Here is a 22,537-nt window from a genome sequence, read left to right on the forward strand (position 1 = left end):
CCTTGGCGCGGGTCGGCCCGGCCTGCGTGCGGGCTGACCTGGGTGCGGGTCGGCCGCCGTGCGGACCGACGGCGAGGGTCAGCGGGAGACCGCCCAGGCCAACACTCCGGCCAGGATCAGGCCATTCAGCCCGGCCAGCGCCAGGTAGGCCGCGGGTGGGATCTTCTTGCCCCGGCGTACGAAGGAGACCAGGACGGCGGCGTAGCCGAGCAGCAGGACGGCGATGACGACGAGGAAGTAGAACACCCGACGACCTTAACGACATCGCCGTCAGGCTGGACCTTCGCCCGGCGGAGCGGCCGTCCGTCAACTCACCCTGCTCCGTCGATCATGGAGTTGTGGTGGGTGACAAAGCCCTCGTTGAACGTCAAACCAGGCACCACAACTCCTTGATCGACGGGGCTGAACGGTTCTGCTCCCGAGGGGGCCACACTGGGGCGACGTCAGCGGTTGCGGGCGCGTAGGCCGAGTTGGCGCAGCTCCAAGGCGGCCAGGGCGTCGACTGTCGCGTCGTCGCCGCGCCGCCACGACTCGGCGACGTCCGGGCCGATCCGGGTCAGTTTGCCCAGTGGTTGGGTGGCCAGCGCGCGCAGGGCGAGCAGGTCCCGGCCGGCTGGGCCGGCGGCCAGCTTCGTCGCCGATCCGGCCCGGCGCATCCAACGGACCCGCAGCGGCAGCCAACCGAACAGCACGATGCCGAGCGGGAAGATCATCACCGCGATGGCGAGGGCGAGGGCGAGCTGGTCGACCAGGTGCTGCTGGTCGCGGCCGGCGTCGGCGAGCCCTCGGGCGGCGTCGGCGGCCTGCCGGAACGGCGCGGTCAGCTCGTCACCGACCAGCGGCACGCGGCGGACCTTGCTGCCGGCGTCGGCGAGGTTGTCGGCGAGGCCACTGCCGGCGCCCTCCAGCTTCTGCCCCGGTACGGCGAGCTTCTGCACCAGGTCGTGCAGCCACAGCGCGCCCCGGATCGCCGCGTACACCCAGGCGACGACGAGCAGGTCGGTGAGCAACTGGCGGGCGGCGGTCGGGAACCGATCGGCATAGATTTTCACGCCGGTCAGCGTGCCACGAACGACGACGCCCCGGCACCCGTCGATCGGCGGCCGGTTGGCACCGCCGGCGGGGCGATCGCCGGCGGTGTCGCGGGCGAGTAGGACCGCGCGAGGGCCGCGCTGGCCGGGGCACCGACTACGCCGCGACGACCGACGCGGCGGTGGCCGTGGCGCACGAGTCGTGGATCAGGCGAGCCAGTCGTGGATCAGGCGAGCCGCAGGTCCACGAACGCGATGGTGTCGCCCGGCAGGACGTACCGGTCGATCTCGACGAAGCCCTGGTGGCGGGCGAAGCGGAGGCCGTCGTCGTTGGACGCCAGGACGACGGTGTGGACGACCTGCGCGCCCAGCTCCCGGGCCTGGGCCAGCCCGCGCTGGTAGATCTGCGCCCCGAAGCCCTGTCGACGCTTCTCGGGCAGCACTCGCGCGATCACGGTCGCCGGCTCGGACGTCGGGGGTCGCACTGTCGAGCAGCCCACCGGCACCCCGCCGACGTACGCGACCTCCAGTATGTTCCGCTGAGCGCGGACGGCGATCTCGTCTGCCGACAGCGGATCGGTGGGGATGATCAGATTGTGGATGTGTTGCCAGTCGAGCGCTGTCGCTTCGCTGCCCACCGGGTGGACCCGCACGAACTGAAGATCTGTCACGCGGACAGGTTAGTCAGCGGACGCAGGTCGGGCAGGTGCCGAAGATCTCCAGGGTGTGGCTGACGTCGGCGTAGCCGTGCTGCGCGGCGACCCGATCGGCCCAGCTCTCCACGGCCGGGCCGGCCACCTCGACCGTCCGCCCGCACACCCGGCAGACCAGGTGGTGGTGGTGCCCCTCGCTGCACCGGCGGTAGAGGTGCTCGCCGCCCGGCGGGCGCATCACGTCGATCTCACCGGCGTCGGCGAGGCCCTGGAGGGTGCGGTAGACGGTGGTCAGGCCGACCCGCTCGCCTCGCTGCCGCAGCATCGCGTGCAGGTCCTGGGCGCTGTGGAAGCCCTCCATCTCGCCCAGCAGCGCGCTCACCGCCGAACGCTGCCGGGTGTTGCGCACCGCGGCGCTGCTCTCGGTCATGATCCCTCCCCGGCGTGGCTGACCGCGTCCGCCACGATGTGCGCGACGTGCTCGTCGACCAGGCTGTACGCGATTTCCCGGCCTCGGCGGGAGCCGCGCACCACACCTGCTCCGCGCAACACCCGCAGGTGCTGGGAGACCAGTGGTTGCGCCGCGCCGAGCTTCTCCACCAACTCGTGCACGCACCGCTCGCCGCCGGCCAGCTCGCTGACGATGGCCAGCCGAATGGGAGCGGACAGGGCGCGGAGCAACTCGCTGGCCCCGTCGAACCCGTCGTAGCCCGTCGCGCTGGTCATCCTGCAACGGTAACCAATACCACCGACGTCGCGCTGACCAGGCTCAGCTCAGCACGACCTCGTGCGGTTCCGGTGTCGGTGCGGCGGTCGGCGTCGTCCGGCGCCGCACGACCCGCCAGACAGCGCCGGCCACTGCCACCACCAGGAACGAGGCGATCGCCACCAGCACCACCGAGGCCCCCGGTGCGGTGTCCGCCGTGGCCGCGACCCAGACACCCGAGCCGGCGGCGAAGAGCCCGAGCGCCATCGCTGCGGCCATCGTGCTGCGGAAGCCCCGGGTGACCTGCTGGGCGGTGGCGACCGGCACCACCATCAACGCGCTGATCAGCAGCACGCCGACGGCCCGCATGGCGATGGTCACTGTGACAGCTGTGGCGACAGCGATCAGCAGGTTCAGCGTGCGGACCGGCAGGCCGGAGACCCGGGCGTACTCCTCGTCGTGACTGACCGCGAAGAGCGCCGGCCGCAACGCGATCATCGTGACCAGGATCGCCGCGCCGAGCACCGCGATGGTGGTCAGGTCGGCGGGCGAGATGGTGGTCAGCGACCCGAACAGGTAGGCGTTGAGGTTCGCGCTGGTCGCGTCGGAGAGGCCGACCAGGAGTACGCCGCCGGCGATGCCGCCGTAGAAGAGCAGGGCGAGAGCCAGGTCACCGGAGGTACGCCCACGGGCCCGCACGATCTCGATGGCGATCGCGCCGATGGTGGCGGCGATCACCGCGACCAGCACCGGCGAGCGATTGAGCAGCAACCCCGCGCCAACGCCGGTCAGCGCCACGTGCCCCACACCATCGCCGATCAACGCCAGTCGGCGCTGCACCAGGTAGATGCCGAGCGCCGGCGCGGCCAGGCCGATCACCAGCGCGCCGATCAGGGCACGCTGCATGTAGGGGTACTGGAAGAGTTCCATGGGTCAGTTGCTCCACAGCCCGGCGGGCTCGTCGTAGCAGTGCGGGTGCACGTGGTCGTGGTCGGGCTCCGCGTGGTGACCGGCCGGGTCCGGCACCGCGCCGTCGTGGGCGATGCGACCCTCGTGGACGACGACGGCCCGGCTGATCACCGGTCGCAGCGGGCCCAGCTCGTGGGCGACGAGGAGCACCGTTCCGCCGTCGCCGACGAAGTCGCGCAGCGCGCCGGCGAACGCCTCCTGGCTGGCCGCGTCCACCCCGGCGGTGGGCTCGTCGAGAACCAGCAGCTCCGGCTGGCCGGCCAGGGCGCGGGCGATCAGGGTGCGCTGCTGCTGGCCGCCGGAGAGCGTGGACACCGGGTCACCGGCCCGGTCGGCAAGCCCGACCGCGCCCAGCGCGGCGTCGACGGCGGACCGGTCGGCGCGACCCGGCGGACGCAGCACCCCCCGACGGGCCAACCGGCCGGAGGCCACCACCTCCCGGACGGTCGCCGGTACGCCGCCGCCGGCTCCCAGGCGTTGCGGGACGTACCCGATGCGCGCCCACTGCCGGAACCGGCGCAACGGCTTGTCGAAGAGGGTGACCGAGCCGGCGCTGATCGGCACCAGCCCGAGCACGGCGCGGATCAGGGTGGACTTGCCCGAGCCGTTGGCGCCGAGGATCGCGACCACCTCGCCGGCTGTCACGGTGAGCGAGATGTCCCGGAGCGCGGGGCGGCCGTCGTAGCCGACCACCCCGTGCTCGACGGTGATGACAGGTGAGGTCACGAGCAGCTCAAGGCCGTCTGCAGGGTCCGCAGGTTGGTGCGCATCACCGAAAGGTAGTCCCCGTTGCTGTCGGCGGCGAGCCCTTCGATCGGGTCGAGCACGGCGGTCTTCGCGCCGACCTGACCGGCGATGGTCTCGGCGACCTTCGGGCTGACCAGGGTCTCGAAGAAGATCGTGGTGGCCTGGTGCTCCTTGGCCTCCTCGATCACGTGCGCGAGGCGCTGCGGCGAGGGCTCGACGTCCGGGCTCAGCCCGGTGATGCCGACCTGGTCCAGCTGGTAGCGGTCGGCGAGGTAGCCGAACGCGGCGTGGCTGGTCACGATCTCCCGCCGCTGGCAGGTCGCCAGACCGTGCTTGAACTCGCCGTCGAGTGTCGTCAGGTCGGTGCGCAGGGCGGCCGCTCTGGCGGTGTAGTCGGCGGCGTGGTCCGGGTCGGCAGTGCCGAGTCGCTGGGCGAGCTGGTCGCCGATGCCGGCCAGCCGGGTCGGGTCGAGCCAGACGTGTGGGTCCTTGCCGCCGCTCTCCTCGGCATGCCCCTCCTCGCCCTCGTGGTCGTGCCCGCCGGCGGACGCGTCCAACAGCGGCTGCACGCTGGTCACGTCGAACGCCCGGTCGCCGCCGTTCTGGGTCACTGCGTCGTCCACCGCCGGCTGGAACCCCTTGAGGTAGACGATCAGCTCAGCGTCGCTGACCTGACCGACCTGGCTCGGGTTGAGTTCCAGGTCGTGTGGCTCGGCGCCGGCCTTGGCCAGGTTGGTGACCCGGACCGCGTCGCCGCCGATCCGTTCGGCCAGGAACTGTAGGGGGTAGAACGCGGCCACCACGTCGACTCGCTGGGGGTCGGCGCCGGCGGCGCCGCCGGTGGAGCAGCCGGCCCCGGCGCCCAGGGCGAGGAGGGCGGTCGCGGCGGCCAGGACACGGTACGTGGAGCGGTTGGTCATGTCGTCAACTGTCCGTGGCAACGATAATGATTGTCAAAAACGCATGATTGCATGTCAGAGGAGCTTCGCGAGGCCCACAGTCACCAGCAGGGTGAGCATCACCAGTCGGATCAGCCGGGTCTGCGGCGCCTGAACCGCCCAGGTCGTCGCCAACAGGGCGATCAGGGCCCCGGCGAGCGCGAGCGTGAGCAGCCCGCCGATCACCCCCGGCGTGAAGAACGCCACCAGCACCACCACCAGGGTGAGCAGGAACACCGACGTCGGGTTCGCCCCGGCCAACCGGGCGAGCAGAGGGCGCTGCGTACGCTGCATCCCACAGACTCTACGAGGAGGAACCCCCGGTGCTGGTGACCAACCGGTTCGTGGTCGACGTCGATGCCGCCGACGGCTTCACCGAACGGGCGCACGCCGCCCTCACCGCGCTGGCCGCCCGACCCGGCTACCTGCGCGGCCAACTGGTCCGGGCGCTGGACGACCCCCGGCACTGGTCACTGGTCACCGAATGGGAGTCGGTCGGCACGTACCGGAGGGCGCTTGGCGCCTTCGAGGTCAAGGTCAACGCCGTGCCGCTGCTCGCCGAGTCCGTCGACGAGCCCTCCGCCTACGAGGCGCTGGCCACCGCCGCCCCCGGCGGGGCCGTGGTCGTCGCCGAGAGTGATCGGGCTGCGGGTCCTTACCGCTGAGCCGCCGGACACTACGCTGCTCCTATGACCGCACCCGCCCCGCCACCCGGTCCCGGGGTGGCTCCGCCGTTCGCCGCGCCGCCCACCGAGGGCCGCCGGACTCGGCTCTGGATCGGCCTCGGCGTCGGCGCGCTCGCCGTGGTGCTCTGCTGCGGCGGGGGTGGCACGGCCGTCGTCGGCCTGGCCGTCAGCGGAGTCCAGGCGATCCGGGAACAGGCCCGCACCGTCACCGGCGACTACTACCAGGCGCTGGTCGAACGGAACTACGGGCGGGCGTACGACCAGCTCTGCGACGACGCGCAGCGGCGTGAATCCCGGCCGGAGTTCGAGCGGCGCGCCGCCGCCGAACCACAGGTGACCGCGTTCCGGGTGGGCGAGGTGGACACCACCTACCTGACCGTGCCGGTCGACGTGACCCTCGACGGCGGCGACCGGGAGCGGCAACAGGTCAGCCTCGGCCAGGACGGGCAGACCGGCGGCGTGGAGGTCTGCGAGGTCAGCTGACCCGTCCCCGGTATTCTGCTGGGCTCGGGGCGACGGTGGTCGTACCGTTGTCCCGAACCGACCGTTCCATCCACATCTCGCCCCCGCCGACCGCCAGCCGGCGTAGGAGGAAACATGCCAGCCGACCGTATCGACGCCGTCGTCAGCCTCGCCAAGCGCCGAGGCTTCGTCTTCCCCTCCAGCGAGATCTACGGAGGCACCCGATCGGCGTGGGACTACGGTCCGCTCGGCGTGGAGCTCAAGGAGAACGTCCGCCGGCAGTGGTGGAAGACGATGGTCCAGCAGCGCGACGACGTCGTCGGCCTGGACTCTGCGGTGATCCTGTCCCGCAAGGTGTGGGAGGCGTCCGGCCACATCGCCGAGTTCGTCGACCCGCTCACCGAGTGCCAGTTCTGTCACAAGCGGTTCCGGGCGGACCACCTGGAAGAGGCGTACGCCGAGAAGCACGGCAAGCCGCTCACCTCGCTGGCCGAGCTGAACTGCCCCAACTGCGGGAACAAGGGCACCTTCACCGAGCCGAAGATGTTCAACGGCCTGATGAAGACCTACCTGGGCCCGGTGGAGAGCGACGAGGGGCTGCACTACCTGCGCCCGGAGACCGCGCAGGGCATCTTCGTCAACTACAAGAACGTCGAGACGGTCGCCCGCAAGAAGCCCCCGTTCGGCATCGCGCAGACCGGCAAGTCGTTCCGCAACGAGATCACCCCGGGCAACTTCATCTTCCGGACCCGCGAGTTCGAGCAGATGGAGATGGAGTTCTTCGTCGAGCCGGGCACCGACGAGCAGTGGCACGAGTACTGGCTCCAGGAGCGCTGGAACTGGTACCTCGACCTCGGCCTCTCGGCGGACAATCTGCGCCTGTTCGAGCACCCCAAGGAGAAGCTGTCGCACTACTCGAAGCGGACTGTGGACATCGAGTACCGCTTCCAGTTCGGTGGCACCGAGTTCGCCGAGCTTGAGGGTGTCGCCAACCGCACCGACTTCGACCTCTCCACGCACAGCAAGCACTCCGGCGTCGACCTGTCGTACTTCGACCAGGGCAAGAGCGAGCGCTGGATGCCGTACGTCATCGAGCCGGCCGCGGGTCTGACCCGCGCGGTGCTCGCCTTCCTGTTGGAGGCGTACGACGAGGACGAGGCGCCGAACACCAAGGGCGGCGTGGACAAGCGCACAGTGATGCGGTTCGACCCGAGGCTCGCCCCGGTCAAGGTGGCGGTGCTGCCGCTGTCGCGCAACGAGGCGCTGTCGCCCAAGGCCAAGGACCTCGCAACGCTGCTGCGCAAGCGCTGGGTGGTGGAGTTCGACGACTCGCAGGCGATCGGGCGTCGCTACCGTCGGCAGGACGAGATCGGCACCCCGTTCTGCGTCACTGTCGACTTCGACACCCTGGACGACAACGCGGTGACGGTGCGCAACCGGGACACCATGGCCCAGGAGCGCGTCTCCCTGGACCAGGTCGAGCGCTACCTGATCGAGCGTCTCCCCGGCTGCTGAGACTCTGCGCACGGGGCCTCGGCCGACGCGATGAGCGCCGGTCGGGGCCCCGTACACTTGTCCGGTGACTGCCTCGACCGTGCCCGCGCTGCGCCCGCTGACGCTTGGCCAGCACCAGGTGTGGCCGCCGGTCGTGCTCGCGCCGATGGCTGGGATCACCAACATCGGCTTCCGTCGGCTCTGTCGCGAGCAGGGCGGCGGCATCTACGTCTGCGAAATGATCACCACCCGGGCGCTGGTCGAGCGCAACCCGAAGACGCTGCGCATGATCGCGTTCGGCGACGACGAGAAGCCCCGCAGTCTCCAGCTCTACGGCACCGATCCGGAGATCACCGCCGCCGCCGTGCGGATCGTCGTCGAGCGCAACCTGGCCGATCACATCGACCTCAACTTCGGCTGCCCGGTCCCCAAGGTCACCCGGCGTGGCGGCGGCGCGGCGCTACCGTGGCGGCGTCGGCTCTTCGCGCGACTCGTGCGGGCCGCGGTGGCCGCCGCGTCACCCTCCGGCGTGCCGGTCACCGTCAAGATGCGCAAGGGCATCGACGACGACCACCTGACGTTCGTCGAAGCCGGGCTCGCCGCCCAGGAAGCCGGCGTGGCAGCGGTGGCCCTGCACGGGCGGACGGCATCGCAGCGCTACTCGGGCACCGCGGACTGGGACGCGATCGCCACCCTGAAGCAGGCCCTCGACGTGCCGGTGCTCGGCAACGGCGACATCTGGGAGGCCGACGACGCGCTCCGCATGGTGGCCCACACCGGTGTCGACGGTGTGGTCATCGGGCGCGGCTGCCTGGGCCGACCGTGGCTCTTCGCCGACCTGGAGGCCGCCTTCAACGGTCGGCCGGAGCGGCGGCTGCCCACCCTCGGCGAGGTGGCGGTGACCATGCGCCGGCACGCCGAGCTGCTGGTGGACCAGTTCACTGCCGGTGCCCGCAACCCGGCCCGCGGCGAACGGGACGGCTGCACCGACTTCCGCAAGCACGTCGCCTGGTACCTCAAGGGCTTCCCGGTCGGCGGCGAGCTGCGGCGCTCGCTGGCGATGATCGAAAGCCTGGCTCAGCTCGACGACCTGCTCGGCAAGCTCGACCCGGCGGAGCCGTTCCCGGTGACCGCCCTCGGGCAGCCGCGTGGGCGTACCAACTCGCCCGGCAAGGTCTTTCTGCCCGAGGGATGGCTGGCCAGCCGCGACGACGACACGGTCCCCGAGGGTGCCGAGATGGACGACTCCGGGGGCTGAGCCCCTGCCCGGTCGAGCAGAGACGCCCCGCGAACAGCCCTTGCGAAGGCGGCCTTGGCGCCGAGGTTGGGCATATGAGTTCGGCGCCCTATCGAGCTGATGTCGTGAACGAATCACCCGCTCGACTGGGTCGGCCCGGCCCTGGTTCGTTGGGCTCGGTCGGCGAAACCCTGATTCGTTCGGGTCGGTCGGTCAGGCCCTGATTCGTTCGGGTCGGTCAGCGAGGCCCTGATTTGCTTGGCTCGGTTGGTCAGGCCCTGATTCGTTCGGGTCGGTTGGTCAGGCCCTGACTCGCTCGGCTCGGTCGGTCAGGCCCTGACTCGCTCGGCTCGGCTTGTCAGGCCCTGATTCGTTTACGACATCAGCTCTATAGGACCCGTGACACAGCCAGCGGGGTGGGCCTGCTGTGGTCTGGACGGTGTCACGCACACGCCGAAGGGCCGGGCCCCGTGGTGGGGGTCCGGCCCTTCAGCGTGTGCTTGTGTGTGGGTGGGTGTCAGCTGGTGGCGTAGCCGCGGGTGGCGATCCAGTCGGCGAGGTGTTCGACGCTGATCCAGTAGGCGGCGGTGTTCGGGTCGGCGGAGTCGGCGATCTTCACCGTGTCTCCGTTGTCGTGGTACCCGACGACGCTGATGTAGTGCCCGCCCTCGTAGGAGTGGGTGACACCGTCGGTGTCGGTGCTGGTGCCGGCGATGTTCGCGACCACGGCCCTACCGTCGTCAACAGTGCGGACGATGTCGGCGCGCAGGGTGTCGGTCTGCTTGGCGTCGGCGTCGGGGGTGCTGATCTCCACCGACCGGTAGGCGTTGGTCTTGCCGGTTTCCTTGTTCAGGACGGGGGTGATGTCGTTGATGGAGTTGGTGCCGGCCTCGGTGGTGCCCATTTCCTTGGCCATGTCGTCGACGTTGATGTTCTTGCCCTGCACACTCAGGGCGTTACGGGTCGCGGCGGGCCCGCAGTAGTAGAAGTTCGGCTGGGCCTCGTAGCGCACACCCAACTCCCGCTCACCGTGGCCGCCCTTGCGGTCGGTCTGCGTCTGCGTGGTGGGCTTGGTGGTGGTGGGTGCGGCGAAGGCGGTGGTGACGGGGCCGGCGATGGCGCCTGCGGTGAAGGCGAGGCCGGCGGCGGTCAGAGTGGTCTTACGGATCAGATCGGTACGCATGATGGCGTGCTCCTCTGCATCGGGGGTGTGCCCGCACCACCTCAGGGGGTGTGTGGTGGTGCGGGGGAAGTTCTTGCCCGGCGACCCGCAACGAGGGGGTCGGCGTCGGGACAGGGTGTAACCGTTCGCGGTGGCAGGTCATTCCTGCCCGCGGGGGTTGGCCGTTGTGGTCCTCGGCCGTGCGCGGGATGTAACCGAGGCGGCCTGGCGGGTGTTCCCGGCGGCTGCCATGCCCGGCCGTTGTGGTGCTCGGCCGTGCGGGGGATGTAACCGAGGCGGCCGGCCGGGTGTTCCCGGCGGGGTCGGCGCACCATGACCCGGGCTGTTGCGGTGGTCTGCCAGGTATAACGGCCCGGCCCGGCCCACGATTCCGCCCCCGGGGTGGCCCCGGCCACCCGACAGCAACCACCAAACCCGACAAACCACCCACTCTGTCGGCCCGATGACCCCGACACGGCGCCCACACGACGTGATCGACTCGGGTTCACGGAAAACGCGGTGTCCGGCTGCCGGGGATGCCCCGACTTCATGAAACGCGAGTGGATCACGCCGTCTGTGCCGTTCGTGCGCCCGGATCTGTGCCGTTCGTGCACCCGGACCGGCCTGATCGAGGGGGCGGGGGTCGGGTGCGGGCCTAACGCGGGGGTCAGGGGGTGGCGGTGTCGGGTTGGGGCGTGGTGCGCTGTGTCGGGATGGTTGGTGCGGTCGGCCAGGGGATCTCGGGCGCGCGGTGGAAGGTGATCCCGGCCGTCGTCCAACGCGGGCCCTGGCCGGCCAGGCGGTCGCGGAAGTCGGCCCAGTCGTGGGTCGCCCGGGTGGACCAGCCCAGCTCTGCGATGGCCGGGAGGCGGGGCAGGAGCAGGAGTTCGATGTCGGCCAGCGAGGTGACCGACTCGGTCCAGAGCGGGGCCTCCACACCGAGAACCGCCTCGGCGGGTACGTCGGCGACGTGCGTGCCCGGGTCCCAGTCGTACGCCTTTCGCACGTCGATGAGACCGGCCCAGTCGTGCCCGATCGGGGTGTCCGGGGCGTACTTCATGTCCAGGTAGGCGTGGTTGCCGGGGGAGACGATCAGTCGGGCGCCCCGGCGTACGGCGTCGACTGTGGTGGGGTCTTCGCCGTTCGTGCCCCACCACTGCAGGACCCGCCCGTCGAGGTGGGCGGCCGGCGCGAGCTGGTGCCAGCCGACGACGGTCTTGCCGAGGTCGGCCACGATGCGCTGGACCCGCTCGACGAAACCGGTGTAGACCTCGCCCTTGACCTTGAACGCCTCGTCACCGCCGATGTGCAGCCAGGGGCCGGGGGTGAGCGCGGCCACCTCGCGCAGCACGTCGGCGACGAAGTCGTACGTGCGCTCGTCGGCCGGGTCGACGTAGCTGAAGCCGACCTCGGTGCCGGTGTACGGCGGCGGTGCGATCTTGTCCGGTGCCAGCTCCGGGTACGCGACCAGCGCCGAGTTGGTGTGCCCCGGGAGGTCGATCTCCGGGACGACGGTGATGTGGCGGGCGGCCGCGTAGGAGACGATCCGCGCGTAGTCGGCCTTCGTGTAGTGCCCGCCGGGGCCGCCGCCGACCTCGGTCGTCCCGCCGATGGTGGTCAGCTTCGGCCAGGAGCCGACGGCGATCCGCCAGCCCTGGTCGTCGGTGAGGTGCAGATGCAGGTGGTTGAGCTTGTAGCGGGCCAGGTGGTCGACCACCCGCAGCACGTCCTCGACGGCGAAGAAGTGCCGCGCGACGTCGAGCATCGCGCCCCGGTAGGGGAACCGGGGTACGTCGGTGATGGTCCCGCCGGGCAGCGCCCAGCGTTCGGTGACCGGGGTCGGACTCTCGATCGCCGCTGGCAACAGTTGGCGCAGCGTCTGTACGCCGTAGAAGAGGCCGGCGGCGGTGGCGGCGGTGACGCGTGCCCCGTCGGTGGCGATGTCGAGGCGGTAGCCCTCCGCGCCGAGGTCGGCGCTGTCGTCGAGCACCAGCGCGATGCCGCCGGCGGGCTCCGGCGCGGTGGCGTCGGTGACCGGCAGCGGGTAGCCGGTGGCCGGACGCAGGAGCTGGGCGAGCTGCTCGGCGACCGCCAACGCGGCGGGGTCGGCGCTGGACACGATTACCGCTTCGGCCGTGAGCACCCAGTCGCCGGTCGGGTCCGGCTGGACCTGCCCTGGGGCGGGAACGACATCGGCCAGCCGGTGCGGGGCCGCCGGGGCGAGCAACGTGCCGGCGGTCTGCTCGGCGGTGCGGGCCAGCGTGGCCGCGTCGGGTTCCCCCGCCGACAGCGGCACGGGGACGGCGGTGGGGCCGGGGGAGGGGATGGTCGACACGGCGGCGACTCCGGGGGTGTATTCGCGTCGGTTATGGCAAAAGTGAGGTTCACCGGCTGGCGTGTCGTCAAGCGTACGACGCTCGGCCGGGATGCGTGATGGTGCGCATGGAAGCGTTCCCAAAAACCGGTACGAACACGGATAGTCGTGATGGCTGTGCCAATTGTCACCGAACGGTCCCAGGTCACTCGATGTTCGCTTAACCTTCGCCCACCGATCGACGTTGACCCCGGGATTACCGGTGGTCCGTCCCGGGGAAGAAGAAAACTGAACCTTCGTTAAGTGTCAATCCGGCGCGTGTGTTGTGGAGGCTCTGGTGGCAGCGCAAGAGACCGTCGATCACAAGTACGTCTACGACTTCTCCGAAGGCAACAAGGAGCTCAAGGAACTGCTCGGCGGCAAGGGGGCAAACCTCGCGGAGATGACCAACCTGGGCCTGCCCGTTCCGCCCGGCTTCACCATCACCACCGAGGCGTGTCAGGCGTACCTCGCGACGGGGCGGGAGCCGGACGGGCTCGCTGGTCAGATCGAGGCGCACCTGGAATCGCTGGAGCGCGCGATGGGCAAGCGCCTCGGTGACCCGCAGGACCCGCTGCTGGTCTCGGTCCGCTCCGGTGCCAAGTTCTCCATGCCCGGCATGATGGAGACCGTCCTCAACGTCGGTCTCAACGACCAGAGCGTCGTCGGGCTCTCCGCCCAGGCCGGTCAGAACGACAGGTTCGCCTGGGACTCCTACCGGCGACTCATCCAGATGTTCGGCAAGACCGTCTGCGAGGTGCCGGGCGAGGAGTTCGAGCACGCGCTCGACGACGCCAAGCACGCCAAGGGCACCCACAACGACCTGGATCTGGACGCCGACGACCTGCGCGGGCTGGTCGACGCGTACAAGAAGATCTTCTTGAAGCACACCGGTCGGGAGTTCCCGCAGCAGCCACGCGAACAGCTCGACCTGGCCATCCGGGCGGTCTTCGAGTCGTGGAACGCCGAGCGCGCGGTGCTCTACCGCCGCCAGGAGCGCATCCCGGCCGACCTGGGCACCGCTGTCAACGTGGTGACGATGGTCTTCGGCAACCTCGGCCCGGATTCCGGCACCGGTGTCGCGTTCACCCGTGACCCGGCCAGCGGCGCGCAGGGCATCTACGGCGACTACCTTGCCAACGCCCAGGGCGAGGACGTGGTCGCCGGCATCCGCAACACAGTGCCGTTGCAGGAGTTGGAGCAGCTCGACAAGGCCTCCTACGACGAGCTGCTCGGCATCATGGCCCGGCTGGAGGAGCACTACAAGGACCTCTGCGACATCGAGTTCACCATCGAACGCGGCAAGCTGTGGATGTTGCAGACCCGGGTCGGCAAGCGCACCGCCGCCGCCGCGTTCGTCATCGCCGGGCAACTCGTCGACGAGGGCCTGATCGACCTGGACGAGGCGCTGCACCGGGTCAACGGCGCGCAACTGGCCCAGCTGATGTTCCCGCGCTTCCAGCTCGACCACGAGTTCCAACCGGTCGCCAAGGGCATCGGCGCATCGCCCGGCGCGGCGTCCGGCAAAGTGGTCTTCACCTCCGCCCGAGCCGTCGAGCTGGCCGCCGAGGGCGAGTCGGTGATCCTGGTGCGCCGGGAGACCAACCCGGACGACCTGAACGGCATGATCGCCGCGAAGGGCATCCTCACCTCGCGCGGCGGCAAGACCAGCCACGCCGCTGTGGTGGCCCGGGGCATGGGCAAGACCTGTGTCTCCGGTGCCGACGAGATCGAGGTGAACGTGCCGGCGAAGCGGTTCACGGTGGCCGGGCAGACCGTCACCGAGGGCGATGTGGTGTCCATCGACGGCACCACCGGCAAGGTCTACCTCGGCGAGGTGCCGGTCATGCCCTCCGAGGTCGTGCAGTACTTCGAGGGCAGCCTCGACCCCGAGCACATCGACAACGCGCTGGTCCGGGCCGTACACCGGATCATGACGCACGCCGACGGGAAGCGGCGGCTGGCGGTCCGCACGAACGCCGACACCGGCGCGGACGCGGCCCGGGCCCGGCGCTTCGGCGCCGAGGGCATCGGGCTGTGCCGCACCGAGCACATGTTCCTCGGTGACCGTCGGGAGCTGGTCGAGCGGCTGATCCTGGCCCGGGCCCCGGGCGAGCGGGAGGCGGCGCTGGCGGCGCTGCTGCCGTTGCAGCGGGCCGACTTCGAGGAGATCTTCCGCGAGATGGACGGCCTGCCGGTCACCGTCCGGCTCATCGATCCGCCGTTGCACGAGTTCCTGCCGCCGCTGGAGCAGCTCGCCGTCAACGTGGCTGTCGCGCAGGAACGCGGCGAGGACGTGGCCAAGGAGGAGGCGCTGCTCGCCGCCGTCCGGCGGATGCACGAGGAGAACCCGATGCTCGGGCTGCGGGGTGTACGCCTCGGGCTGGTCATCCCCGGCCTGTTCGCGATGCAGGTCCGCGCCATCGCCGAGGCGGCGGTCAGTTGCGCCCGCAACGGGGGCGTGGCCAAGCCGGAGATCATGGTGCCGCTGGTCGGCGCGGTGCAGGAGCTGGAGACGGTTCGCGCCGAGGCCGAGAAGATCATTGCCGAGGTGGTCGGGGACAGCGGCGTCGAGGTCCTGATCGGCACCATGATCGAGGTGCCCCGGGCGGCGCTGACCGCCGGGCAGATCGCCGAGGCCGCCGAGTTCTTCTCGTTCGGCACCAACGACCTGACGCAGATGGGCTGGGGCTTCTCCCGCGACGACGTCGAGGGCGCGTTCTTCTGGCGCTACCTGGAGTTGGGCATCTTCGGCATCTCGCCGTTCGAGTCGATCGACCGCGACGGCGTCGGTCGGTTGGTGCGGATCGCCGCCGAGGAGGGTCGGGCCGCCCGGCCCGGTCTGAAGCTGGGCATCTGCGGTGAGCATGGAGGCGACCCGGACTCGGTGCACTTCTTCCACGAGGTCGGCCTGGACTACGTGTCCTGTTCGCCGTTCCGGGTGCCGGTGGCCCGGCTGGAGGCCGGTCGGGCGGTAGTGGAGACCGGCGGGTCGGACAGCCGCTGACGCACGTCGGCGGCGGCCTGGTCACCCGGCCGCCGCCGACGCTCAGATCGGCGGACGACGCCAGGTGGGTCGGGACGAGCGGCGCAACTGCGCCGGCAGGGTCGCCATCGGGGTACGCGTGGCCAGCGGGGCGTGCGCGTCCGGTACGGCTGTCGCGCCGATGCCTGCGCCGCGAACGTCCAGGAACGACCCCGCCCGACGGGCCACCGCCCGCGCCTCCTCGTGCAGCGCCTCCAGGTCGCCTGCCGCCGAGACTGTGACGAGGGTCAGCAGGGCGCTGCGCCCGGCCGGGTAGGTGACCACGCAGCCGGCGGTGGTGCACACCACCGATTCCCGGAACTCGCCCTGCCGGACGGTGTCGGCCACCCGGTGACCGAGCCCGAAACTCGCGGCGGCGAGCGCGGCGAGATGGGTGGCGTCGGTGCTGGGCAGGTCGCTGGAGATGAGCAGGCCGTCGGTGCCCGCGAGCACCGTGCCGGCGATGTCGGGTCGGCGCTGGCGCAGCCCGCGTAGCTCCGTTCCCATCACCGTGTCTGCGTCCACGAGCGTTACCCCTCACCGGTCGGGCTCTGCGTGTCAGTCGGCTGGTCACGTTCCGCGCTGGGAACGCTACCGGTGGCGACTTCCGGCCGCGAGCCCGTAACCCTCGGCAATCGGTTGGCAACTGCGGGCCAATCGGTGGATGTGTGCCCTCCGTCGATGCGTCGTGGGCGGGTCGAGCAGTGGTGGCGGGCGTAATCTTGGTCCGCTCGAACACGGCCGATTGGGCGCCGCGTCGAACGGGAAGAGGTGACTGCATGACCAGTGTCTGGGAGAGCCTGACTGTCGACGCCCGCGATCCGGCCCGACTGGCCCGTTGGTGGGCCGAGGCGCTCGGCTATCAGGTGGTCACCGAGACTCCGAGCGGCGTGGAGATCCGCCAGTCCCCGGACCAGTTGCCCGCTCTGTTCTTCGGCCCGGTGGCCGAGGGCAAGGAGCGCAAGAACCGGCTGCACCTCGACCTGCGGCCCGCCAACCAGGAAGCCGAGGTCGAGCGTCTGGTCGACATGGGCGCCCGGCACGTCGACATCGGTCAGGGCGACGTCGAGTGGACGGTGCTGGCCGACCCCGAGGGCAACGAGTTCTGCGTACTTCGTGAGCGCGAGGAGTGAGCCGGTGTTGCGAGCCCCGCAGTCGCTGACAACGGCGGCTGCGTGAGAATCGAGCCGGGGGCGGCGGAATCGCGGTTGGTCGAGGAGCCGCCCAAGGACACCGGGCATCGCCGGTCGCCGTACGAGCGCGACCGGGCCCGGGTGCTGCACTCGGCGGCGTTTCGCCGGCTGGCCACCAAGACCCAGGTGCACACCGCCGGCACCGACGACTTCCTGCGTACGCGGCTGACGCACTCGTTGGAGGTGGCCCAGATCGCCCGGGAGATGGGTGCCCGGCTGGGCTGTGACCCGGACGTGGTGGACGTGGCGGGGCTCGCGCACGACCTCGGGCACCCGCCGTTCGGGCACAACGGCGAGGCTGCGCTGGATCTGCTCGCCACGCCGTGCGGTGGTTTCGAGGGCAACGCGCAGACCTTGCGGGTGTTGACCCGCCTGGAGGCGAAGGTGCTCGCCCCGGACGGCTCGTCCGCCGGGTTGAACCTGACCCGGGCGTCGCTGGACGCGATCGGCAAGTACCCCTGGCCGCGCCGGCCGGGGGAGCGCAAGTTCGGGGTGTACGCCGACGACGCCGCTGTCTTCGACTGGATCCGGGCTGGCGCGCCCGGCGACCGGCGCTGCCTGGAGGCCCAGGTGATGGACTGGGCCGACGACGTCGCGTACTCGGTGCACGACGTGGAGGACGGCATCCACGGTGGTTACGTCACGTTGCACAGACTGCTCACCGACGCCGACGAGCGGGCCGCGCTCTGCGCCGATGTCGCCGCCGCCTACTCCGGGGAGTCCGCGGCGGACCTGGCCGAGGTGCTCGTCGATCTGCTGGCCGGTCCGCTGCTCGCCCCGTTCACCGGGTACGACGGCAGCCATCGCGCGCAGGTCGCGTTGAAGGCCACCACCAGCGGGGTGACCGGGCTGTTCGTGTCCGCGGCGGTGGCGGCGACGGAGGAACGCTTCGGTCCGGGCCCGCACCGCCGCTACGCCGCCGATCTGGTGGTGCCCCGGCTGGTACGCGCGCAGTGTGCGCTGCTCAAGGGCATCGCGCTGCGGTACGTGATGCGTCGCAGTGGCTTCCGGGGCCGCTACGAGCGGCAGCGGACGATGCTGGCGGAGTTGGTCGCCGCGCTGGTCCGGTGTGCCCCGGAAGGGCTCGATCCGATCTTCGCCCCGTTGTGGCGGGCCGCCCCAGACGACCGGGCCAGACTGCGGGTGGTGATCGACCAGGTCGCCTCGCTCACCGACCCGGCGGCGGTGACCTGGCACACCCGCCTGGTCGGCAAGGGGACACCCCCGACCGAGCACGGGCTAGCTTAGGCTAGCCTAACTGACATGACGGAACGCTCCAGGAACGTCACCTCGGCCCGGGTGCTGCGCACCGAGCGGCCCACCCCGCACCTGATCCGGCTCGTCCTCGGTGGGGACGAACTGGTCGGCCTGCCGGTGGGCGAGTTCACCGACCACTACATCAAGGTGGTGTTCCCGCAGCAGGGCGTCGCGTACCCGCAGCCGCTGGACCTCGCCGCGATCCGCCGGGACCTGCCTCGGGAGCAGTGGCCCCGGCTGCGCGCGTACACGGTGCGGCGCTGGGATCCGCTCTCCGGGGAGCTGACCGTCGACGTGGTGCACCACGGCGACGAGGGGTTGGCCGGCCCGTGGGCCGCCGCGCTGCGTCCCGGCGACCCGGTGCACTTCGTCGGCCCCGGCGGCGCGTACGCCCCGAGCCCGGAGGCGGACTGGCATCTGCTGGTCGGTGACGAGAGCGCCCTGCCGGCGATCGCCGCCGCGCTGGAGCGCCTCCCGCTGGGCGCCCCGGCCCACGTCTTCGTGGAGATCGCCGACCCGGCGGAGGAGCAGAAGCTGCTCAGCCCCGGGGCGGTCGAGCTGACCTGGCTGCATCGTGGCGAACGCCCGGTGGGCGAGGCGCTGGTCGAGGCGGTGCGGGCACTGGAGTTCCCGGCCGGCCAGGTGCACGCGTTCGTGCACGGCGAGGCCGCCTTCGTCAGGGAGTTGCGCCGGCTGCTGCGTGGCGAGCGGGGCGTACCGCTGGACCGGCTCTCCATCTCCGGTTACTGGCGACGCGGCATGGACGACGAGGGCTGGCGCTCCACCAAGGCCGACTGGAATCAGCAGGTGGCGGCCGAGGAGACGAGTGTCGCCGAGCCGGCCGGGGTGGCCTGAGCGCCGCTCATCCCTCGGGCGTCCGGTCTGCCTCGCCGGCCCTGGCCAGTCGCCGGCTGACCAGGACGGCGTACCCGACGACAGCCAGGGAGAGCAGCGACAGCATCAGCCTCGGTTGGTGGACCGTCGTGGTGATCAGAGCGACCGAGACCACCCCGTAGACGGCGATCGCCAACCGGGCGGGGCTCGGCCGGGCCCACAACCAGTACAGGGCGAGACCGCAGAGCGTCCAGATCACCATCGACGTGCCGAGGAGCAGCCGCAATTCCAGCGGCAGGTGGTTCGCGTTGTCGTCGACCAGCCGGACCACCTGCCCGAGCGACCAGCCGAGCAGCAACAGCGCACCGCCGAGCGGGATGTGCAGGTAGCTGTACGCCTGCCCGCCACGTAGCCGTCGCTGAAGGAGGCGGGTGGTGACGAATGTGGTGTAGACCCACCAGACGGCCGCCGGGATCAGGAAGGCCAACGCGGCGGTGAGGATCATGTGTGGCGGGGGATGGTCCGGCACGGCGAAGAGCAGGCTGGCCAGCGCGCTGCCGAGCACGATGATGGTGAACTGCCCGATCCGTTCCGGCAGGTGCCTGTTGTCCACCGGCCAGCGGTTGAGCCAGCGCACCCCGACCCACGGCGTGGCCAGCTCGATCAGCATCGCGACGATCCACAGGACGGGCCGCAGCTCGGTGGGCACGATCAGCGACACCAACCAGATCAGCCAGCCCGACCCGAAGCCGATCAGGTAGACAGTCGTCACAGTTCGGGCTTCCGCGCTGGTGGGACGGGCGCGCAGGTACAGCAGGAGCAGCACACCCCGCACGATCAGATACCCGATGGGCAGGAGCACGCTCTCCGGCACCTCGTCGACCCCGAGCGTGATCGCGCCCGCGCCCACCAGCGCGACGAGCACCAGCACCCGGTGCAGCGCGTCGTCCGGATCGAACCTGGTGTCGTAGTAGACCTGCCCCATCCAGGCCCACTGGATCACCACGAAGAGCCCGATCACGGCCAGCACGGCGCCTGGCGACGGAGTGGTGTCGTCACGCAGGCGGGCCACCACCGCCGCGAGGGCGTACACGAAGATGAGGTCGAGGAAGAGCTCCAGCCAGGTGGCGTGCCGATGGCCGGCCTCGTCCGTCTGCGGGGTCTGCCCGGGTAGCCCCATCCGATCGGCCAGCCATCTCGGCAGGCGGGGGGCTTGGGTCCGTACCCGGCGCATCTGGTCATGGTCCCCGTGCGGACCTGGCCTGCGTGCCGGAACCGCCGAGCCGGCAGCGGTCGCCGCCACACCGGTGTCCCCCGGCCGGCGTGTCGTCGGTCCGGCAGGGCAGGATGTACGGCGAGGGGGTGGCGCATGGCTGGGCGGATCCGGGACGAGGACATCGCACTGGTCCGGGAACGCACCTCGATCGGGGATGTGATCTCCGAGACGGTCACCCTGAAGTCCGCCGGCGGTGGCAACCTCAAGGGTCTGTGCCCGTTCCACGACGAGAAGAGCCCGTCGTTCAACGTGTCCCCGGCCCGCAACGTCTGGTACTGCTTCGGCTGCGGGGCCGGCGGGGACGCGATCAAGTTCCTGATGGACGCCGACCACCTCAGCTTCGTGGAGTCCGTCGAGCGGCTCGCCGGCCGCGCCGGCATCCAACTGCGCTACATCGAGGACGACAAGGGCACCCCGCGTCCCCGCCCGCAGCAGGGCCAGCGGCAGCGCCTGGTCGCCGCGCACGCCGCCGCCGTCCAGTTCTACAGCGCGCAACTGAGCACCGCCGGCGCCCGGCCGGCACGGGAGTTCCTGGCGCGACGGGGCTTCGACAGGGCCGCCGCAGAGCGCTACGGCTGTGGCTTCGCGCCCGAGGGTTGGGACCCGCTCACCAAGCACCTGCGCCAGCAGGGCTTCACCCACCAGGAGCTGGTCACCGCCGGGCTGTCCCGGGAGTCCCGTTCCGGCACCCTGATCGACCGGTTCCGTCGCCGGCTGCTCTGGCCGATCCGCGACCTCGCCGGCGACGTGATCGGCTTCGGCGCGCGCAAGCTCTTCGACGACGACGACGGCCCGAAGTACCTGAACACCCCCGAGACGCCGATCTACAAGAAGTCGCACGTGCTCTACGGCATCGACCAGGCCAAGCGGGAGATCGCCAAGCAGGGTCGGGCGGTGATCGTCGAGGGTTACACCGACGTGATGGCCTGTCACCTGGCCGGGGTGACCACGGCGGTGGCGACCTGTGGCACCGCCTTCGCCGCGGACCACATCTCCGTCCTGCGTCGGCTCCTGTTCGACAGCGACGAGGTGGCCGGCGAGATCATCTTCACCTTCGACGGCGACGCCGCCGGTCAGAAGGCCGCGCTGCGCGCCTTCGAAGACGACCAGCGCTTCGTCGGGCGCACGTTCATAGCGGTCAGCCCGGACAACATGGACCCGTGCGACCTGCGGCTGGCCAAGGGCGACCTGGCGGTGCGTGACCTGGTCGCCCGCCGCGAGCCGCTCGTCGACTTCGCGCTGCGACACGTGATCAGCCGCTTCGACCTGGACACCGTCGACGGCCGGGTCGAGGCGATGCGCCACGCCGCGCCGCTGGTCGCGCGCCTGAAGGACCGGGAGAAGCGCCCGGAGTACGTCCGCAAGCTCGCCATGGACCTCGGCATGGAAATCGAGCCGGTGCAGCGGGCAGTGCTCGCCGCCGGCAACGCCGCGCCGTCCAACACCCGCGAGGCCACCCCCGCGGCCCGGCCAACCTCGGCCCGCCCCGAGCCGGCGGTGGACAGCCCGCAGTCGATGGTCGAACGGGAGGCGCTCAAACTCGCCCTCCAGCAACCGGTTCTGGCCGGGCCGATGTTCGACGCGGTCGAGGCCACCGAATACCGCCACCCGGTGCACGTCGCGGTGCGTACCGCCATCGCGGCGGCCGGCGGCGCCGCGTCGGCGACCGGCGGCGCGGTCTGGATCGAGTCGGTCCGCGATGCCTGCGACGACCTGGCGGCCGCGGCGCTCGTCGGTGAGTTGGCCGTCGAACCACTGCGGATCGACGGCGAACCGGACCCGCGCTACGTGTCGATCACCATGGCCCGGGTGCAGTTCGGGTCGGTGACCGCCCGGGTCCGGGACCTCAAGTCACGCATCCAGCGGATCAACCCGGTCAACAACAAGGACGAGTACTTCGCCGCCTTCGGTGAGCTGCTGTCCCTGGAGCAGCACGCCCGGGCGTTGCGCGAGCAGGCTGCGGGAGGCCTCTAGATGGGACTGTTCAGCCGCAAGCCGAAGCTGCCGCCGGCCGACCGGCCGCCGCTGGCCGCCGACGAGCGGGTGTTGGCCTGGGCCGCCGCCGGCAACGGCGAGGGCGACGGGGTGGTGGTCGCCACCAACCTCGGGTTGTGGTTGCCCGGTCGGGGGCACCGGTTCGGGTGGCACAGCATCCTCAAGGCGGTCTGGTCCGGCCGGGAGCTGACGGTCACCCCCGCCGAGCCGCTCGTCGAGCGGGACGGCTACACGGTGGTCGCCGACGGTCCGGCCGAGACGTACCTGCTGCTCGACCCGGGGGAGTTGCCGCACCAGGTGCGGGCCCGGGTGACCCGTTCGGTCGCGTACACCGAGCACCAGCCGGTGCCCGGCGGCGCGGCGCGGGTCGCGGCCCGGCGCGTGGCCGGGGTCGACGGTCTGACCTGGACGGTCCGACTCGACCCCGGCACTCCGGCTGACGACGAGTCAGTGCTCGCCGAGACCGACCGGCTGGTCGGTGTGGCCCGCGCCGCCACCGCGCCGGCCGACGTCTGACCG

General features: G+C 71.0%; 22 protein-coding genes and 1 pseudogene. 10 read left to right on the top strand and 13 right to left on the bottom strand.

Annotated elements, in window-relative coordinates:
* Positions 1 to 78: 78 nt before the first annotated feature.
* The 9 genes from AB0B98_RS09650 to AB0B98_RS09690 all read right to left on the bottom strand — a co-directional run bounded on the left by AB0B98_RS09650 (position 79) and on the right by AB0B98_RS09690 (position 5,338).
* Positions 79 to 246, bottom strand: a complete 168-nt coding sequence (locus tag AB0B98_RS09650) for a hypothetical protein (protein ID WP_167337361.1) — start codon at positions 244 to 246, stop codon at positions 79 to 81.
* A gap of 197 nt (positions 247 to 443) precedes the next feature.
* A complete protein-coding gene (locus AB0B98_RS09655; RefSeq protein ID WP_357361740.1) occupies positions 444 to 1,052 on the bottom strand; it encodes a hypothetical protein in 609 nt (202 codons plus the stop codon).
* 206 nt (positions 1,053 to 1,258) lie between these two features.
* Positions 1,259 to 1,702 (bottom strand): GNAT family N-acetyltransferase, encoded by a 444-nt coding sequence (locus AB0B98_RS09660; protein WP_238670368.1) that lies wholly within the window; start codon positions 1,700 to 1,702, stop codon positions 1,259 to 1,261.
* A gap of 13 nt (positions 1,703 to 1,715) precedes the next feature.
* A complete protein-coding gene (locus AB0B98_RS09665; RefSeq protein ID WP_210820118.1) occupies positions 1,716 to 2,114 on the bottom strand; it encodes a Fur family transcriptional regulator in 399 nt (132 codons plus the stop codon).
* Positions 2,111 to 2,410 carry a metalloregulator ArsR/SmtB family transcription factor gene (locus AB0B98_RS09670; protein WP_030338189.1) on the bottom strand — a complete coding sequence of 100 codons (300 nt, stop codon included), beginning with the start codon at positions 2,408 to 2,410 and terminating at the stop codon, positions 2,111 to 2,113. Before AB0B98_RS09670 ends, AB0B98_RS09665 begins: the two co-directional genes overlap by 4 nt.
* A gap of 43 nt (positions 2,411 to 2,453) precedes the next feature.
* Positions 2,454 to 3,320 carry a metal ABC transporter permease gene (locus AB0B98_RS09675; RefSeq protein ID WP_238670367.1) on the bottom strand — a complete coding sequence of 289 codons (867 nt, stop codon included), beginning with the start codon at positions 3,318 to 3,320 and terminating at the stop codon, positions 2,454 to 2,456.
* Between the two features lie 3 nt (positions 3,321 to 3,323).
* Entirely contained in the window at positions 3,324 to 4,085 is a 762-nt protein-coding gene (locus AB0B98_RS09680; RefSeq protein ID WP_357361741.1) for a metal ABC transporter ATP-binding protein, read from the bottom strand.
* Positions 4,082 to 5,026, bottom strand: a complete 945-nt coding sequence (locus tag AB0B98_RS09685) for a metal ABC transporter substrate-binding protein (RefSeq protein ID WP_357361742.1) — start codon at positions 5,024 to 5,026, stop codon at positions 4,082 to 4,084. Before AB0B98_RS09685 ends, AB0B98_RS09680 begins: the two co-directional genes overlap by 4 nt.
* 54 nt (positions 5,027 to 5,080) lie before the next feature.
* A complete protein-coding gene (locus tag AB0B98_RS09690) occupies positions 5,081 to 5,338 on the bottom strand; it encodes a hypothetical protein (protein WP_238670364.1) in 258 nt (85 codons plus the stop codon).
* A gap of 29 nt (positions 5,339 to 5,367) precedes the next feature.
* On the opposite strand from AB0B98_RS09690, the gene AB0B98_RS09695 reads away from it, so the two are divergent.
* From AB0B98_RS09695 to dusB, 4 genes are all read left to right on the top strand, one after another.
* Positions 5,368 to 5,709 carry an antibiotic biosynthesis monooxygenase gene (locus tag AB0B98_RS09695; protein ID WP_357361743.1) on the top strand — a complete coding sequence of 114 codons (342 nt, stop codon included), beginning with the start codon at positions 5,368 to 5,370 and terminating at the stop codon, positions 5,707 to 5,709.
* 24 nt (positions 5,710 to 5,733) lie between these two features.
* Positions 5,734 to 6,213 carry a hypothetical protein gene (locus AB0B98_RS09700; RefSeq protein WP_112589144.1) on the top strand — a complete coding sequence of 160 codons (480 nt, stop codon included), beginning with the start codon at positions 5,734 to 5,736 and terminating at the stop codon, positions 6,211 to 6,213.
* Between the two features lie 114 nt (positions 6,214 to 6,327).
* The gene (locus AB0B98_RS09705; protein WP_203124314.1) at positions 6,328 to 7,707 is read left to right on the top strand and encodes a glycine--tRNA ligase; all 1,380 of its coding nucleotides are present in this window, start codon (positions 6,328 to 6,330) and stop codon (positions 7,705 to 7,707) included.
* A 64-nt stretch (positions 7,708 to 7,771) separates the two neighbouring features.
* Complete coding sequence (gene dusB / locus AB0B98_RS09710; RefSeq protein WP_357361744.1) at positions 7,772 to 8,944, top strand: tRNA dihydrouridine synthase DusB; 1,173 nt, start codon at positions 7,772 to 7,774, stop codon at positions 8,942 to 8,944.
* Positions 8,945 to 9,440: 496 nt separating this feature from the next.
* On the opposite strand, the gene AB0B98_RS09715 is transcribed toward dusB, so the two are convergent.
* Together AB0B98_RS09715 and AB0B98_RS09720 are read right to left on the bottom strand one after the other, a co-directional pair.
* On the bottom strand, positions 9,441 to 10,106 hold the full coding sequence (locus AB0B98_RS09715) for a C39 family peptidase (RefSeq protein WP_357361745.1): 666 nt from the start codon (positions 10,104 to 10,106) through the stop codon (positions 9,441 to 9,443).
* A 646-nt stretch (positions 10,107 to 10,752) separates the two neighbouring features.
* Positions 10,753 to 12,420, bottom strand: a complete 1,668-nt coding sequence (locus AB0B98_RS09720) for a beta-N-acetylhexosaminidase (RefSeq protein ID WP_357361746.1) — start codon at positions 12,418 to 12,420, stop codon at positions 10,753 to 10,755.
* A gap of 316 nt (positions 12,421 to 12,736) precedes the next feature.
* On the opposite strand from AB0B98_RS09720, the gene ppdK reads away from it, so the two are divergent.
* Entirely contained in the window at positions 12,737 to 15,445 is a 2,709-nt protein-coding gene (gene ppdK / locus AB0B98_RS09725; RefSeq protein WP_357361747.1) for a pyruvate, phosphate dikinase, read from the top strand.
* Between the two features lie 42 nt (positions 15,446 to 15,487).
* Here the strand turns inward: ppdK and AB0B98_RS09730 are convergent, their stop codons facing one another.
* Positions 15,488 to 15,988, bottom strand: a complete 501-nt coding sequence (locus tag AB0B98_RS09730; RefSeq protein ID WP_357361748.1) for a roadblock/LC7 domain-containing protein — start codon at positions 15,986 to 15,988, stop codon at positions 15,488 to 15,490.
* A 254-nt stretch (positions 15,989 to 16,242) separates the two neighbouring features.
* Between AB0B98_RS09730 and AB0B98_RS09735 the strand changes: the two genes are divergently transcribed.
* From AB0B98_RS09735 to AB0B98_RS09745, 3 genes are read left to right on the top strand one after another with little or no spacing between them, the layout of a single operon-like run.
* Complete coding sequence (locus tag AB0B98_RS09735; protein WP_112675786.1) at positions 16,243 to 16,596, top strand: VOC family protein; 354 nt, start codon at positions 16,243 to 16,245, stop codon at positions 16,594 to 16,596.
* Between the two features lie 48 nt (positions 16,597 to 16,644).
* A complete protein-coding gene (locus AB0B98_RS09740; RefSeq protein WP_357362016.1) occupies positions 16,645 to 17,904 on the top strand; it encodes a deoxyguanosinetriphosphate triphosphohydrolase in 1,260 nt (419 codons plus the stop codon).
* A 15-nt stretch (positions 17,905 to 17,919) separates the two neighbouring features.
* A complete protein-coding gene (locus AB0B98_RS09745; protein WP_357361749.1) occupies positions 17,920 to 18,768 on the top strand; it encodes a siderophore-interacting protein in 849 nt (282 codons plus the stop codon).
* A gap of 7 nt (positions 18,769 to 18,775) precedes the next feature.
* On the opposite strand, the gene AB0B98_RS09750 is transcribed toward AB0B98_RS09745, so the two are convergent.
* Positions 18,776 to 19,981: a low temperature requirement protein A gene (locus tag AB0B98_RS09750; RefSeq protein WP_357361750.1), complete on the bottom strand. Its 1,206-nt coding sequence runs from the start codon at positions 19,979 to 19,981 to the stop codon at positions 18,776 to 18,778.
* Positions 19,982 to 20,094: 113 nt separating this feature from the next.
* Between AB0B98_RS09750 and dnaG the strand changes: the two are divergent.
* Positions 20,095 to 21,997 (top strand): annotated as a pseudogene (gene dnaG / locus AB0B98_RS09755) (DNA primase).
* Positions 21,998 to 22,534: a hypothetical protein gene (locus tag AB0B98_RS09760; protein ID WP_357361751.1), complete on the top strand. Its 537-nt coding sequence runs from the start codon at positions 21,998 to 22,000 to the stop codon at positions 22,532 to 22,534.
* The last annotated feature ends 3 nt before the right edge of the window (positions 22,535 to 22,537 follow it).

Origin of the sequence: Micromonospora sp. NPDC048947, assembly GCF_040649495.1 — a bacterium.
In the GTDB taxonomy this organism is placed as follows: Bacteria; Actinomycetota; Actinomycetes; order Mycobacteriales; family Micromonosporaceae; genus Micromonospora; species Micromonospora alfalfae.

What these genes read in the sequence shown, in the direction of transcription:
- AB0B98_RS09665 (WP_210820118.1), bottom strand. Translation starts at nt 2,114, where the DNA reads ATGACCGAGAGCAGCGCCGCGGTGCGCAACACCCGGCAGCGTTCGGCG.
- AB0B98_RS09670 (WP_030338189.1), bottom strand. Translation starts at nt 2,410, where the DNA reads ATGACCAGCGCGACGGGCTACGACGGGTTCGACGGGGCCAGCGAGTTG.
- AB0B98_RS09675 (WP_238670367.1), bottom strand. Translation starts at nt 3,320, where the DNA reads ATGGAACTCTTCCAGTACCCCTACATGCAGCGTGCCCTGATCGGCGCG.
- AB0B98_RS09685 (WP_357361742.1), bottom strand. Translation starts at nt 5,026, where the DNA reads ATGACCAACCGCTCCACGTACCGTGTCCTGGCCGCCGCGACCGCCCTC.
- AB0B98_RS09690 (WP_238670364.1), bottom strand. Translation starts at nt 5,338, where the DNA reads ATGCAGCGTACGCAGCGCCCTCTGCTCGCCCGGTTGGCCGGGGCGAAC.
- AB0B98_RS09700 (WP_112589144.1), top strand. Translation starts at nt 5,734, where the DNA reads ATGACCGCACCCGCCCCGCCACCCGGTCCCGGGGTGGCTCCGCCGTTC.
- AB0B98_RS09705 (WP_203124314.1), top strand. Translation starts at nt 6,328, where the DNA reads ATGCCAGCCGACCGTATCGACGCCGTCGTCAGCCTCGCCAAGCGCCGA.
- AB0B98_RS09715 (WP_357361745.1), bottom strand. Translation starts at nt 10,106, where the DNA reads ATGCGTACCGATCTGATCCGTAAGACCACTCTGACCGCCGCCGGCCTC.
- AB0B98_RS09735 (WP_112675786.1), top strand. Translation starts at nt 16,243, where the DNA reads ATGACCAGTGTCTGGGAGAGCCTGACTGTCGACGCCCGCGATCCGGCC.
- AB0B98_RS09745 (WP_357361749.1), top strand. Translation starts at nt 17,920, where the DNA reads ATGACGGAACGCTCCAGGAACGTCACCTCGGCCCGGGTGCTGCGCACC.
- AB0B98_RS09750 (WP_357361750.1), bottom strand. Translation starts at nt 19,981, where the DNA reads ATGCGCCGGGTACGGACCCAAGCCCCCCGCCTGCCGAGATGGCTGGCC.
- AB0B98_RS09760 (WP_357361751.1), top strand. Translation starts at nt 21,998, where the DNA reads ATGGGACTGTTCAGCCGCAAGCCGAAGCTGCCGCCGGCCGACCGGCCG.